The sequence below is a fragment of the Streptomyces sp. NPDC001157 genome, from assembly GCF_053598255.1.
Genome location: NZ_JBSFJW010000062.1, coordinates 15856 through 29504, shown reverse-complemented (window position 1 = coordinate 29504; position 13649 = coordinate 15856). Strand labels below are relative to the sequence as shown.

The following is a 13649-nucleotide window of genomic DNA, read 5'->3' as shown; positions in this document are numbered from 1 at the left end:
GCCGCTGGCCCGCGTTGGAGTTGCCGGTCAGGGCCCCGATCTCGATCTCGGGGTGCGCCAGGAGCAGACGCAGGCCATCGGTCGCCGGGCCTCTCCCGTGATGTGCTGCTGTGCGTCTACAGCGCTCCGAAACCCACCTTGCGCGGGGCCGGCTCGCCGAGCTCGACGTAGGCGAGGCGCTCGGCCGGGACGAGGACCTTGCGGCCGTGCTCGTCCACGAGGGTCAGCAGCTGCGACTTCCCGGCCAGTGCCTCGGCCACGACCCGCTCGACCTCCTCGGCACTCTGACCGCTCTCCAGAACGATCTCGCGGGGCGCGTGCTGCACGCCGATCTTGACCTCCACGGCTATGTCCCTCCGACGGTCAGTGAAGTGCGCGACCTTTACGCGCCGTACCAGCACACATTAGCCCGGTGAGGGGACGTACACCCTCCGCGCCTGCACGCCAGGAGCGAACAGCAGGCGGGAACAAACGGCCTGTACGCGCGCGTGCGACTCAGTGAGGCTGTTCGGTGCCGTGCAGCGGGAAGCCCGCGATACCGCGCCAGGCGAGCGACGTCAGCAGTTGCACCGCCTGGTCGCGCGGCACGCTGCGGTCGCTGTGCAGCCACGACCGGGCGACCACCTGGGCGAGGCCGCCGAGGCCGGAGGCCAGCAGCATCGCCTCCGCGGGCGAGAGGCCGGTGTCCTCGGCGATCACGTCACGGATCGCCTCCGCGCACTCGTTCGTGACCTTGTCGACGCGCTCGCGCACCGCGGGCTCGTTCGTCAGGTCCGACTCGAAGACCAGGCGGAAGGCACCGCCGTCGTCCTCGACGTACGCGAAGTAGGCGTCCATCGTCGCCCGCACGCGCTGCTTGTTGTCGGTCGTCGAGGCGAGTGCCCCGCGTACCGCCCCGATCAACGACTCGCAGTGCTGGTCCAGCAGGGCGAGATAGAGGTCGAGCTTGCCCGGGAAGTGCTGGTAGAGCACCGGCTTGCTGACGCCGGCGCGCTCCGCGATGTCGTCCATCGCGGCCGAGTGGTACCCCTGCGCCACAAAGACTTCCTGTGCGGCGCCCAGCAACTGGTTCCGTCGGGCACGGCGCGGCAGGCGCGTGCCCCGCGGGCGTGCCGCCTCTGTCTGCTCGATGGCTGTCACGCCGCCTCCCAAATTCGTCCACATGCGGTGTGCGCCGCGCGGCCATCGTACTTTTCGGTAACCCTGTCGTGCGCGGTGCGAGCGCAGAATTTCACGGACCGGACAGTGGCGATAGCCGTACAGAGGGTTTCAAAGCAGGCTGAAGCGGGCAGCAAGTGGCCCCGTTCCAGCTCAGCGACACCCTCCGGCGCCCCGCAAGCGCTTGTCAGCGGTAGTCGTCCTCGTCGATGGAGACGACGCGGCGCTGCTCGACGAGGTCGGCCTCGTTCGCGCGGGCCGGGTCCACGTCCTCGAGAGGGTCGTCGCGGTCGGGCGCGAGGTGGGCGTGCTGTTCCGCGGCGTCGTTCTCGGGGGCCTCGACGTCGATCTCCTGGGCTTCCTGCGTGTCCTCGTCCTCGAACGTCTCGGGATCGGTGGGGTCTACGGCCATGGCTGGGCTCCCTTCCTACGAATGTCCCTGGAAGAAGCAGGGACCACAGCGGGTGCCCTCTGTACGAGCCTAGGAGACACCCGATCCCGACGCTATGTGTTGTGCGCGCGATCTGTGACGGCGAACACAGCAGTCACTGCGTGATCGTCTCGTAACATTGCCGCATGTCTTCGACCGAGCTGCCCTCCGTGCCGGCTACCACTGCGCTCCCGAAGGTGGCGCCCGTCAGGGTCGCGGACGGTGAGCGGCTCAGGTCGGTCGGGCTGCCGGGGATCACGCTGGCGGTGCGATCGAGACCACCGGCCCGTCAGGGGCTGCCGCCCGCGCTGTACGTCCACGGGCTCGGCGGCTCCTCGCAGAACTGGTCGGCGCTGATGCAGCAGCTGGAGGGCGTCGTCGACGGCGAGGCCGTGGACCTGCCGGGCTTCGGCGACTCGCCGCCGCCGGACGACGGCGACTACTCGGTGACCGGGCACGCGCGCGCGGTCATCCGTTTTCTCGACGCGGTCGGGCGCGGGCCCGTGCATCTCTTCGGCAACTCCCTCGGGGGTGCCGTGAGCACCCGCGTCGCGGCGCTGCGGCCCGACCTCGTACGGACGCTCACGCTGGTGTCGCCGGCGCTGCCGGAGATCCGCGTCCAGCGGACCGCGGTCCCCACGGCACTGCTGGCGCTGCCCGGTGTCACCGCGCTCTTCACCCGGTTCACCAAGGAGTGGTCCGCGGAGGAGCGGGTCCGCGGGGTCACGGCGCTCTGCTACGGCGACCCCGGTCGGGTGACACCGGAAGGTTTCCGCAACGCGGTCGAGGAGATGGAGCGGCGCCTCCAACTGCCGTACTTCTGGGACGCTTTGACGCGCTCCGCGCGCGGGGTCGTGAACGCCTACACGCTGGGCGGTCAACACGGCCTGTGGCGCCAGGCCGAGCGCGTCCTCGCCCCGACCCTGCTCGTCTACGGCGGCCGGGACCAGCTCGTCGGCTTCCGCATGGCTCAGCGGGCGGCTCGCGCGTTCCGTGACTCCCGTCTGCTCACCCTGCCGGACGCGGGGCACGTGGCGATGATGGAGTACCCCGACACGGTGGCCCGCGCCTTCTGCGAGTTCCTCGGCGAGACGGGAGAGCCGGCCGACGGCTTTCCGTCCGGCAAACGGGCTTCTCTCGCAGCCGCGGCTGCCTCCGACGGAGGTGGCCCGGTCGTCGACGACGGCGAGGCCGCTGCCGAGAGTGCGGGGAGCTGAGGGCCGACGTGGGACGCCACAGCCGCCGCGGGGGCGCTGCCGCCGCGAAGGGTGATGCCGGTGACATAGGGGCGGGACAGGGCGGCAGGCCTGCCGCCGGGCCCGGCTCCGTTCCGGGGGTTCAGCAGGGCGGTGCGGGGGGCCGCCGGGTTCCCGGACCGTCGGGCGGGCAGCAGCGTGCTCCGATGTACGGGACGCCCGCGCGCGGGGTGCCACGGGTCCCCGACGGCACGCCTGTGCACGGGATGCCGCGGCTGCCGGACGGCACGCCTGCCCATGGGGTGCCGCGGTATCCCGACGGCACCCCCGCGCACGGCACCCCTCAGGTCCGCGGTGGTCACCCCGAGCAGCGTGAAGCCGGTGGTGGATGGGGCGAGTTGAGGGGGCCGGGCGGCGCCGGCCCCGGTGTCGCCATACCGCGGCAGCGGCAACAGCCGCCCGGCCGGCCGCGGCAGGACTACCTCGACGCCTTCGACGAGGACGACGACGTCTTCGCGCCCCGCTCCGGTGTCTCGGCGCACGTCTCGGACCCGTACGCCTCCGTCACCGACCGGTACCCCGGCACCGGTGCGGGCGTCCCCTCCGAGACCGACGACGACGCGCCGCCGACGGGAGTGCCCGCGCAGGCCAGGGGCAGCAAGGGGCGGACGTTCACCGGTATCGCGGCCGCCGCCGTCACCACCGTGCTGGCCGTCGTCGTCGCCGGCCAGGTCACGAACGGACGCGAGGACACCGGCATAGGGACGCAGTCGGCCACCGACCAGGCGCGGGACGCCCGGGACTCGGGGCCGTCGCCGTCCTCGTCGCCCAGCTTGGCGACGCTGACCTACGCGCAGGCGATGGGCGAGAAGTACCCGCTCAGCGCCACGCTCAAGGGGTCGGGGAAGTTCGATGCGGTCCCCGGGTTCGACAAGGCGCCGGGCACGGGACAGAAGTACACCTACCGCGTGGACGTGGAGCAGGGGCTCGGGCTCGACGGCGCACTCTTCGCCGAGGCCGTGCAGAAGACGCTCAACGACGACCGGAGTTGGGCCCACAACGGCGCCCGCACCTTCGAGCGCATCTACACCGGCAAGCCCGACTTCGTGATCACGCTCGCCAGCCCCGGGACGACCGCGAAGTGGTGCGCGAAGTCCGGGCTCGACACCACCGAGGACAACGTCTCGTGCGACTCGGCCGCCACCGAGCGCGTGATGATCAACGCATACAGATGGGCGCAGGGATCGAAGACATACGGTGATCAAATTCACGCCTACCGGCAGATGTTGATCAACCACGAGGTCGGTCACCGGCTCGGCCACGGCCACGTCACCTGCAGCAAGAACGGCCAGCTCGCGCCGGTCATGCAGCAGCAGACCAAGTTCCTCGACCACGACGGGATCCACTGTCTGCCCAACCCCTGGCCGTATCCCGGAAGTTGACAGGCACCACAGACGTCACATTGACATGCCCAGAAAGTTCATACATATTTCTGGGCATGTCGACCCCCCACGCCTCCGACCGCGCCGCCATCGAGCTGGCGCTCATCGGCGTGACCGCGCTCTGCGTGGCCGACATCCACTGTCGCTGACGCTCGCCCCCAGGCGTTCGCGTCGCGATCTTTTCCCTTCCGTGACCCGGTCACGGTTTTCGACGACCTGACGCCCGGGCAGAGGTCTGTTCACTTTCGTCTCACTCCTCGTCTATCCGTCTCACCATTCGGGCTTCTTTCGGATTCACCGGGCCCGAACCACTCCGAGAGGTCGTCATTCCGATGCGTCAACCGTCCGTCAGAGCGCGCCGCCTGGCCGCTGCATCCGTAGGCCTGGTTCTGGCAGCGGGCGCCGCCGCCTGCGGGCCGAAGGACAACGATGCCAAGGGCTCCGGCGGCGACTCCACGCCGCACAAGGGCGGCACCCTGACGGTGCTGAACTCCAGCCCGACGGACAACTTCGACCCGGCCCGCCTGTACACCTCCGGCGGCGGCAACATCCCGTCCCTGGTCTTCCGTACGCTCACCACCCGCAACCGCGAGAACGGCGCGGCCGGCGCCAAGGTCGTCCCGGACCTCGCCACCGACACCGGGCGTCCCAACAAGGACGCGACCGTGTGGACGTACACCCTGAAGAAGGGCCTCAAGTACGAGGACGGCACGGCGATCACCTCCGCCGACATCAAGTACGGCATCGAGCGCTCCTTCGCGCCCGAACTGTCCGGCGGCGCCCCCTACCTGAGGGACTGGCTGGTCGGCGCGGCCGACTACCAGGGGCCGTACAAGGACAAGAAGGGCCTGTCGGCGATCGAGACGCCGGATGCCCAGACCATCGTCTTCCATCTGAACAAGCCCGAGGGCGAGTTCCCGTACCTGGCCACGCAGACGCAGTTCGCGCCCGTCCCGAAGGCCAAGGACACGGGGACGAAGTACGCGGAGCACCCGGTCTCGTCCGGCCCGTACAAGGTCGTGAAGAACGAGAACAACGGCGAGCACATCGTCCTGGAGCGCAACACGTACTGGTCGACGGCGACGGACGCCGAGCGCAAGGCCTACCCGGACAAGGTCGACGTGAAGTCGGGGCTGGACTCGTCCGTGATCAACCAGCGGCTGTCCGCGTCCCAGGGGGCGGACGCGACCGCCGTCACGGTGGACACCAACCTCGGTCCGGCCGAGCTCGCCAAGGTGACCGGCGACAAGGAACTTGCCTCTCGCGTCGGCACCGGCCACTTCGGCTACACGAACTACATAGCGTTCAACCCGACCGTCAAGCCGTTCAACAACGTCAAGGTACGGCAGGCGATCTCGTACGCCATCGACCGCTCGTCCGTGATCAATGCTGCGGGTGGATCCGCGCTCGCCGAGCCCGCCACCACCTACCTGCCGAACCAGAAGTCCTTCGGCTACACGCCCTACGACCTCTTCCCGGCGGGCAAGACGGGCAACGCGGCGAAGGCCAAGGAACTGCTGAAGGAGGCCGGTTACCCGAACGGGCTCACGGTCACGCTGACGCACTCCAACGCCAAGAACTTCGAGACCAGCCCGGAGATCGCGACCGCGATCCAGGACGCGCTCAAGCAGGCCGGGATCACGGTCAAGCTGCAGGGGCTGGAGGACAACGACTACCGCGACAAGATCCACACTGTGAGGACCGAGCCCGGGTTCTTCCTCGCCCACTGGGGTGCCGACTGGCCCTCCGGCGGCCCCTTCCTGGCCCCGATCTTCGACGGCCGGCAGATCGTCAAGGACGGCGCGAACTTCAACAATGGCCTGCTCAATGACAAGTCGGTCAATGCCGAGATTGACGCGATCAACAAGTTGACCGATCTTGACGCTGCCGCCAAGAGGTGGGGTGCACTGGACAAGAAGATCGGCGAGCAGGCCCTGACCGTGCCGCTGTTCCACCCCGTCTACAAGCGCCTGGTCGGCAAGGACATCCGGAACGTCGTGATCAGCGACTGGACCGGTGTGCTGGACATCTCGCAGGTCGCGGTGAAGTAGCGCCGTGAGTGAGGCACTTGTCGCCGCCGAGGCCGCCGGGGCGGGCGTGGAGCCCGTCCCCGGCGCCTCGGGGGCTCGTCAGTTCTGGCGGCGGCTGCGCACGCAGCGCGCCGCCCTCGTCGCGGCGGCCGTCGTCGCGCTGCTGGTCCTGGTCGCGCTCGCCGCGCCGCTGCTCACCGCCCTCGAGGGGCAGGACCCGACCACGTATCACCCGTCGCTCATCGACTCCGCGCGCGGGGGAGTGCCGATCGGGTCCTTCGGAGGGATGAGCGGAGACCACTGGCTGGGGGTCGAGCCCCAGACCGGGCGGGATCTGTTCGCTCGGCTGGTGTACGGGGCGCGGGTCTCGCTGGGGGTCGCACTCGCCGCCACGGTCATCCAGGTCTTCGTGGGTGTGGTGATGGGCATCGCCTCCGCGCTCGGCCGTGGATGGGTTGATCAACTGTTGAGCCGGATCACCGACATCTTTGTCGCCATGCCTCTGATGATCATGTCGTTGGCCCTGCTCGCGATCGTCCCGGCGAGCTTCCCGCGACCGGTTCTGGTCACCTTGGTCATCGGATTCATCGCCTGGGGCAACATCGCCAAGATCGTGCGCGCCCAGACGCTCACCCTGAAGGGGCTCGACTACGTCTCCGCCGCGCGGCTCAGCGGCTGGGGCACCTGGCGTATCGCTCGCAGGGAGTTGCTGCCGGGGCTCGCCGCGCCGGTCATCACGTACGCCGCGATCCTCATGCCGGTCAACATCAGCGTCGAGGCCGCCCTGTCCTTCCTCGGCGTCGGAGTGAAGCCGCCGACGCCGTCCTGGGGGCAGATGCTCACCGCCGCGGACGTCTGGTACCAGGCGGCCCCGCAGTACCTGCTGCTCCCGGCGGGCTCGCTGTTCGTCACCGTCCTCGCGCTGACCGTCCTCGGCGACGGCGTCCGCGTCGCCCTGGACCCGCGCGCGGCCTCGCGCCTGAGCGTCGGAACCGGCAGCAAGCGTGAGGCCAAGGCCGACAAGGAGGAAACCGCATGAGCGGCTTCGGAGGTTTCCTCCTGCGTCGCACCATCGGCGCCGTGGTGACCCTGCTGGCCATCTCGGTGATCGTCTACGTCGTCTTCTACGCCACCCCCGGCAACGTCGCCCAGATCACCTGCGGCCCGCGCTGCTCCCCGGAGCAGGTGCATCAGGTGGCACAGCAGCTGAAGCTCGGCGATCCGCTGTACCTGCGCTACTGGCACTTCCTGGAAGGGCTGGTGGTCGGCCAGGACTACTCCACGGGCACCTCCGTGGAGCACTGCTCGGCCCCCTGCCTCGGGCTCTCCTATCAGAGCGACCAGCAGGTCATGGCCATCATCCTCACGAAGCTCCCGGTGAGCCTCTCGCTCGTGCTCGGCGCGATGGTGCTGTGGTTGGTGCTCGGCGTCGGTACCGGCGTGCTCTCCGCCTGGCGGCGCGGCCGGTTCACCGAGCGCGTGCTGACCGCCCTCACCCTGGCGGGCTGGGCCACGCCGGTCTTCGTCATCGGGCTGGTCCTGATGATCGTCGTCTGCGGCGAACTGCAGCTGCTGCCCTTCCCGCAGTACGTGAACTTCACCGACGACCCCGAGCAGTGGGCGTGGAACCTGCTCCTGCCCTGGCTCTCGCTCGCCCTCATCGAGGCCGCGGCGTTCGCCCGGCTGACCAGGTCGTCGATGCTGGAGACCCTGGCCGAGGACCACATCCGCACGTTCCGGGCCTACGGCGTCGCCGAGCGGACGATCGTGGGACGGCACGCGCTGCGCGGAGCCCTGGCGCCCGTCATCGCGCTGAACGCCAACAACGTCGGCTCGGCGATCGGCGGTGCCGTGCTCACCGAGACCCTCTTCGGCCTTCCCGGCATCGGCCAGGAACTAGTCCACGCCGTCAATGTGGTCGACCTTCCGGTCGTCGTCGGCATGGTCCTGGTGATCGGCTTCTTCGTGGTCCTCGCCAACGCCGTCGCGGACGTGCTGTACGCGGTGGCCGACCGACGGGTGGTACTGACGTGAGTCTCGTCCAAGTCACGGATCTCTCCGTCGAGTTCGGCGACCTGCGGGCCGTCGACGGCCTCTCCTTCCGCCTGGAGCAGGGCGCCGCCCTGGCCCTGGTCGGCGAGTCCGGCTCCGGGAAGTCCACCGTCGCCTCGGCCCTGCTGGGGCTGCACCGCGGCACGGGCGCGCGGGTCGGCGGCTCGATCGAGGTCGCCGGCGCCGACGTACAGCAGGCGTCGGACGACGAACTGCGGCGGCTGCGCGGAGCGAAGGCCGCGATGGTCTTTCAGGACCCCCTGTCGTCCCTCGACCCGTACTACGCGATCGGCGACCAGATCGCCGAGGTGTACCGCGTGCACACGCGCGTGTCACGACGTGCGGCACGCGCGCGTGCCGTGGAGGTGCTCGACCGGGTTGGAATTCCGGACGCACTGCGCCGGTCCCGTTCCCGTCCGCACGAGTTCAGCGGCGGTATGCGCCAGCGCGCGCTCATCGCCATGGCGCTCGCCTGCGAGCCCGAGCTGCTGATCGCCGACGAGCCGACGACCGCACTCGACGTCACCGTCCAGGCCCAGATCCTCGACCTGCTGCACACCCTCCGCGAGGAGACGGGCATGGGGCTGCTGCTCGTCACCCATGACGTGGGCGTCGCCGCCGAGAGCGTCGACGAGATCCTCGTCATGCGGCACGGGCGCGTGATCGAACACGGGCCGGTCGCGGACGTACTGGACGCGCCGACGGAGCCGTACACGCAGGACCTCCTGGCAGCGGTCCCGCGCGTGGACGCGCGGCGGGCGGTACCCGGGGCCGTCCCGGAATCCGCGGCGGGGAACGGCGGGGCTGCCCTGCCGGACGCCTCGGCGGAGGACGCCCAGGGTGTCTCGTCGGGCGATGGCGGGGCTGTGTCCCCGGGGGGCGCGCCCGGGGACGGCGGAGCGGTCTCTTCGAGCGCCTCGCCCCGGACCGCTCCGGCCGGCTCGCCGGGCGCTCCCGTGGAGACTGCCGAGGCGGTCTCGTCGGGGGACGGTGGGCCTGTGCCTCCGGGTGCTGCGCCCCGGGCCGTCGGGGCCGCTTCTTCGGGTGTCTCGGCGCGGGGCGCCCGGGCCGGCTCCTCGGGTGGTGCCGGGAGTGTCGTCCTGGAGGCGGCCGGGCTGCGGCGCGAATTCGGGCGCGGCAAGCGGGCGTTCGCCGCCGTGGACGACGTGTCGCTGGTCCTCCGCCGCGGCGAGACCCTCGGCATCGTCGGCGAGAGCGGCAGCGGAAAGACCACGCTCGGGCGGATGCTGGTCGGGCTGCTGGAGCCGACGGCCGGAGAGGTCCGTTACGAGGGGCACGCGCGCGTGGGCGTGAATCCGGCCGTCCAGATGGTGTTCCAGGACCCCGTCTCCTCCCTCAATCCGCGTCGCAGTGTGGGCGAGTCCATCGCCGATCCGCTCCGCGCGCGTGGCGAGCGGGACGAGAAGGCCATCCGGGGGCGCGTGACGGAACTGCTGGAGCGCGTGGGACTCGAAGGAGCGCACTACGACCGCTACCCGCACGAGTTCAGCGGCGGCCAGCGCCAGCGGGTGGGCATCGCACGGGCGCTCGCGGCCGACCCGCGCGTCATCGTCTGCGACGAACCCGTCTCCGCGCTGGACGTGACCACCCAGGCCCAGGTGGTGGCCCTGCTCGGCGAGCTGCAGCGCGAACTCGGGCTCGCGCTCGTCTTCGTCGCCCACGACCTCGCCGTGGTACGACAGGTCAGTGACCGGGTCGCGGTGATGCGCCGCGGCCGGATCGTCGAGTCCGGGCCCGCCGACGAGGTGTACGACAAGCCCCAGGACGCGTACACCAAGCAGCTGCTCGCCGCCGTACCGGCACTCGACCCCCAGGTCGCGGCCCGGCGCAGGGCTGCCCGGCGGGAGCTCGCAGCGGCCTGACTTAACGTAACTGCTTGATCTCTTAGCGCGATCGAACGCGATCCGCACGGGAAAGTTACGACCGTTCACCCCTTTTGGTGGCGCGATGGACAACCGTCCGTCGCGCCACCGCCTTGTCCGCATACGTTCTTCCCGCTGCGAGCCGCCGGGTCAACGGCGGCTCCCCATACGGGAGATCGGGGGTGCGTTCGTGCGCATCGGACTGCTTACGGAGGGTGGCTATCCGTATGTGAGCGGTGACGCCAGGCTCTGGTGCGACCGGCTCGTGCGCGGGCTGGGGCAGCACGAGTTCGACGTCTACGCACTCAGCCGCAGCGAGCGACAGGAGAACGAGGGCTGGGTCGCGCTCCCGCCGCAGGTCGGCCGGGTACGTACGGCGCCGCTGTGGACGGCCGAGGACGACGGGACGACCTACGGGCGCCGGGCGCGGCGGCGGTTCGCCGAGTGCTACGGGGAGTTGGCGGCCGCGCTGTGTGAGGGAAACGCAGGAGATCTTTCCGGCGCTTCCGGGGACACTCCCGCCGCTGAGGCGGACCGTTTCGGCAGCGCGCTGTACGGGCTCGCCGAACTCGCCAGGGACGAGCGGGGCCTGGTGGGAGCGCTCCGCTCCGAGGCCGCCGTACGAGCCCTGGAGCGCGCCTGTCGTGCGCCGGGCGCCCTGGGGGCGGCGCGTGAGGCGCGCGTACCGGATCTGCTCACCGTCGCCGCGCACCTGGAACGCGCCCTGCGCCCCCTCTCGCTCGACTGGTACGAGGACGACGGACTCGGCTCGGCCGACCTGTGCCACGCGACGTCCGGCGGGCCCGCGGCCCTGGCCGGGCTGCTCGCCCGCCACTTCCACGGCGTACCCCTGCTGCTGACCGAATACGGCGTGCGGCTGCGCACTCACTACCTGGCCGCCACGGACGCCCCGCCCGCCGTACGGTCCCTGCTCGCCGCCTTCCACGGCAGACTCGCCACCGAGATCTACCACCAGGCCGCGATCGTCACGCCCGGCAACGCGCACGCCCGCCGCTGGCAGGAACGGTGCGGCGCCGACCGCGCGAAGCTCCGCACGGTCTACCCGGGCATGGACGCCTCCCGCTTCGCCGAGGTGGGCGAGTCCCCGGAGTCCGCCGACCCCGACACGCTCGTCTGGGTCGGCCGCATCGAACCCGCCAAGGACCTGGTGTCCCTGCTGCACGCCTTCGCGGAGATCCGCAAGGAGGCACCGAAGACTCTGCTGCGGATCGTCGGCGCTCCGGACGGCCCCGACGGCGAGGCCTATCTCGGCCACTGCCGGGCCCTGGCGGCGCAACTCTTCCCCGACGAGGCGGCAGGGCTGCACGCCGTCGGCGACAACCCGGTGTCCTTCGAGGAGATCGGCGGCCCGGAGCTGCCGAGCCTCGCCGACGCGTACGCCGCCGGCCCCGTGACCGTGCTGTCCAGCGTCGTCGAGGGCTTCCCGATCAGCCTGGTCGAGGCGATGTTCTGCGGCCGCGCGACCGTCTCCACGGACGTGGGCGCGATCGTGGAGGTCATCGGGGGCACGGGGCTCGTCGTACCGCCGCGCAACCCGCGGGCACTCGCCGAGGCGTGCCTGGCGCTGCTGCGTGACCCCGAGCGCCGGGAGCGCCTGGGGGCCGCCGCACGCGCGCGTGCGCTCGAACTGTTCACCGTCGAGCAGAACACCACGGCATTTCACGGCATTTACCTGGAGATCGTCTCGCGCACCCCGGTGCGCCGCGTCGTCCTCGACGACACGGGAGAGCCGCTGCCGTTCGCCGTCCCCGCCGAGGCGCATGTCCCCGGCCGCTGGACCCACCCGGACGCGCGCGTGGTGGCTCGCGGCGGCCCCGGCTGGGCGACGGGCACCCCGGTCCGCGCAACACCACCCCGGACCACACCCCCGATGCCGGCCACCGAGGGGGCGCGATGAGCGACTTGGGAGCACTGGACCGCCCTGGCACCCCGGACAGCCCCGGACCCTGGGACGAACGGTCGCAGGAATGGCTCGCGGGGGACACCGCCGACTCGGACGGCACCGGAGGAGAGGCGGCACCTGGTGCGCGCAGCGGCGATGATGCCCTGGCACGCACGCGTGGCGACATCGAAGCCTTTGCGCGCGTGCGTGGCGACGCCGAAGCTCCGGCCCGCGCCCGTGCCACCGCCGAAAGCTCGGCACACGCGCGTGCCACCGCCGAGGGCCCGGTACGCACGCGTGGCGGCGATGAAGCCCCGGCACGCATGCGCAGCGGCGATGAAGCCCCGGCACGCATGCGCGGCGGCGATGAAGTCCTGGTACGCGCGCGTGTAGACGCCGAAGCCCCGGCGCCCGCGCATGCCGACACCGACCATCCGGCCACCCCCCGCCCACCCGCCGCTTCCCGGCGGGCCGCCGCCGACCCGGTGAAGGCGCTGATGCACCGTCACCGTGAGCTGTGCGAGCGAGCGGTGGACCCCTTGGAGATCGCCGCGGGGCTGGAGGCCCACGGCGTCACCGACCGGACCGCCGCTCGCTTCCGCCACCGGGACGTCTTCTCACTGGCGGAGGAGATGTACGCGCGCGTGCCCCGCGGCGAGGGCGACCCCGCCCGCCCGGCAGTCCTCGACGTGCCCAGGGCGCGCGTCGACTGGGCCCTGCTCACCCTCCTGCCCGGAGCACTGTGTGCGGCGACCGTCGCCGCCCTGCACCTCACCCACGGACAGGCCCGCGCGATCGCGGCCGCCGTCGGTGTCCTCGGCGTCGCTCTCGCCCTGCGCGCGGCGCTCACCCGCGGCCCCCTCGGCGCGACGGGCCGCAGAGCCCCGGGAACCCTCCCGTACGCCCCCGGAAGCCGCGTGTGCACGTACTGGCTCCTCGGGTACGCCCTCCTCGGTGACGGACTCCTGCGCGCAGCCCTCGCCGGAGGCCCCGAGAGCCCCTGGCCCCTTGCCACGGCCCCCGTCCTGGCCCTCATGCTGGCCTGCGCCCCCGCGGCCTGGAGCGCCCACCTCTTCGCCGTACGCGCCCGCCGCAGACTGACCGCGAGCCGTGCGCTGGAGGAGTACGCCGCCTCCGTGCGACCGCTCCTCCTCGCTTCGTTCGCCCTGTACCTGTGCGCGCTGACGGCCCTGCTCGCCCTGTGCGGCGCGGCCCTGGGCGAGTCCGCGGCCTACGCCCAGACCGTCACCCTGGGCGCTCTGCTGCTGCTCGCCCGCCTCCTCACCACGCACGGTTTCACTCGCGCCCCCGCGCTCGTCCTCTCCGCCGCGACCATGGCCGAGGTCACCGCCACGGCCACCGTCTTCGCGGGCCGCCTCCCCGGGTGCGGCTTCCTAGCCACCCCGGTGGAGACCCTCGTCGATGCCTGGGGCCGCGGCAGCGTCCCGGCCCTCGCCTGTGGGGCAGCCGCGCTGACCCTGCTGATCCACGCGACCCGCACGCTCACCCGGGCCTCGGCCCATGCACCCGCGGACCGGCCGTGCTGACGCGCCGG

The 13649-nt window shown here is 71.4% G+C and carries 12 protein-coding genes; 9 read left to right on the top strand and 3 right to left on the bottom strand.

Annotated elements, in window-relative coordinates; genetic code table 11:
- Nucleotides 1–116: 116 nt before the first annotated feature.
- The 3 genes from ACWDAG_RS45945 to ACWDAG_RS45935 all read right to left on the bottom strand — a co-directional run bounded on the left by ACWDAG_RS45945 (nt 117) and on the right by ACWDAG_RS45935 (nt 1570).
- Nucleotides 117–344, bottom strand: a complete 228-nt coding sequence (locus tag ACWDAG_RS45945) for a DUF3107 domain-containing protein (RefSeq protein WP_030929216.1) — start codon at nt 342–344, stop codon at nt 117–119.
- Nucleotides 345–495: 151 nt separating this feature from the next.
- Nucleotides 496–1140 carry a TetR/AcrR family transcriptional regulator gene (locus ACWDAG_RS45940; RefSeq protein WP_450701552.1) on the bottom strand — a complete coding sequence of 215 codons (645 nt, stop codon included), beginning with the start codon at nt 1138–1140 and terminating at the stop codon, nt 496–498.
- Nucleotides 1141–1345: 205 nt separating this feature from the next.
- Entirely contained in the window at nt 1346–1570 is a 225-nt protein-coding gene (locus ACWDAG_RS45935) for a hypothetical protein (protein ID WP_450701551.1), read from the bottom strand.
- 164 nt (nt 1571–1734) lie between these two features.
- Here ACWDAG_RS45935 and ACWDAG_RS45930 point away from each other — a divergent pair, with 164 nt between their 5' ends.
- From ACWDAG_RS45930 to ACWDAG_RS45890, 9 genes are all read left to right on the top strand, one after another.
- The gene (locus tag ACWDAG_RS45930; protein ID WP_450701550.1) at nt 1735–2805 is read left to right on the top strand and encodes an alpha/beta fold hydrolase; all 1071 of its coding nucleotides are present in this window, start codon (nt 1735–1737) and stop codon (nt 2803–2805) included.
- An 8-nt stretch (nt 2806–2813) separates the two neighbouring features.
- Nucleotides 2814–4226, top strand: coding sequence for a DUF3152 domain-containing protein (locus tag ACWDAG_RS45925; protein WP_450701549.1), 1413 nt, complete (start codon nt 2814–2816; stop codon nt 4224–4226).
- A gap of 56 nt (nt 4227–4282) precedes the next feature.
- Nucleotides 4283–4375 (top strand): Ms4533A family Cys-rich leader peptide, encoded by a 93-nt coding sequence (locus tag ACWDAG_RS45920; RefSeq protein WP_450701548.1) that lies wholly within the window; start codon nt 4283–4285, stop codon nt 4373–4375.
- Nucleotides 4376–4558: 183 nt separating this feature from the next.
- A complete protein-coding gene (locus ACWDAG_RS45915) occupies nt 4559–6277 on the top strand; it encodes an ABC transporter substrate-binding protein (RefSeq protein ID WP_450701547.1) in 1719 nt (572 codons plus the stop codon).
- Between the two features lie 4 nt (nt 6278–6281).
- Nucleotides 6282–7295, top strand: a complete 1014-nt coding sequence (locus tag ACWDAG_RS45910; protein WP_450701546.1) for an ABC transporter permease — start codon at nt 6282–6284, stop codon at nt 7293–7295.
- Nucleotides 7292–8290: an ABC transporter permease gene (locus ACWDAG_RS45905; protein ID WP_450701545.1), complete on the top strand. Its 999-nt coding sequence runs from the start codon at nt 7292–7294 to the stop codon at nt 8288–8290. The genes ACWDAG_RS45910 and ACWDAG_RS45905 overlap by 4 nt, the downstream gene beginning before the upstream one ends.
- Nucleotides 8287–10191, top strand: a complete 1905-nt coding sequence (locus ACWDAG_RS45900; RefSeq protein WP_450701544.1) for a dipeptide ABC transporter ATP-binding protein — start codon at nt 8287–8289, stop codon at nt 10189–10191. The genes ACWDAG_RS45905 and ACWDAG_RS45900 overlap by 4 nt, the downstream gene beginning before the upstream one ends.
- Before the next feature lie 190 nt (nt 10192–10381).
- Nucleotides 10382–12109 (top strand): DUF3492 domain-containing protein, encoded by a 1728-nt coding sequence (locus ACWDAG_RS45895; protein ID WP_450701543.1) that lies wholly within the window; start codon nt 10382–10384, stop codon nt 12107–12109.
- On the top strand, nt 12106–13641 hold the full coding sequence (locus ACWDAG_RS45890; protein WP_450701542.1) for a hypothetical protein: 1536 nt from the start codon (nt 12106–12108) through the stop codon (nt 13639–13641). Before ACWDAG_RS45895 ends, ACWDAG_RS45890 begins: the two co-directional genes overlap by 4 nt.
- Nucleotides 13642–13649: the final 8 nt, after the last annotated feature.

Bases quoted from the DNA above. Each gene is read 5' to 3' on its own strand.
- ACWDAG_RS45935 (WP_450701551.1), bottom strand. From the start codon at position 1,570: ATGGCCGTAGACCCCACCGATCCCGAGACGTTCGAGGACGAGGACACG.
- ACWDAG_RS45905 (WP_450701545.1), top strand. From the start codon at position 7,292: ATGAGCGGCTTCGGAGGTTTCCTCCTGCGTCGCACCATCGGCGCCGTG.
- ACWDAG_RS45920 (WP_450701548.1), top strand. From the start codon at position 4,283: ATGTCGACCCCCCACGCCTCCGACCGCGCCGCCATCGAGCTGGCGCTC.
- ACWDAG_RS45890 (WP_450701542.1), top strand. From the start codon at position 12,106: ATGAGCGACTTGGGAGCACTGGACCGCCCTGGCACCCCGGACAGCCCC.
- ACWDAG_RS45930 (WP_450701550.1), top strand. From the start codon at position 1,735: ATGTCTTCGACCGAGCTGCCCTCCGTGCCGGCTACCACTGCGCTCCCG.
- ACWDAG_RS45915 (WP_450701547.1), top strand. From the start codon at position 4,559: ATGCGTCAACCGTCCGTCAGAGCGCGCCGCCTGGCCGCTGCATCCGTA.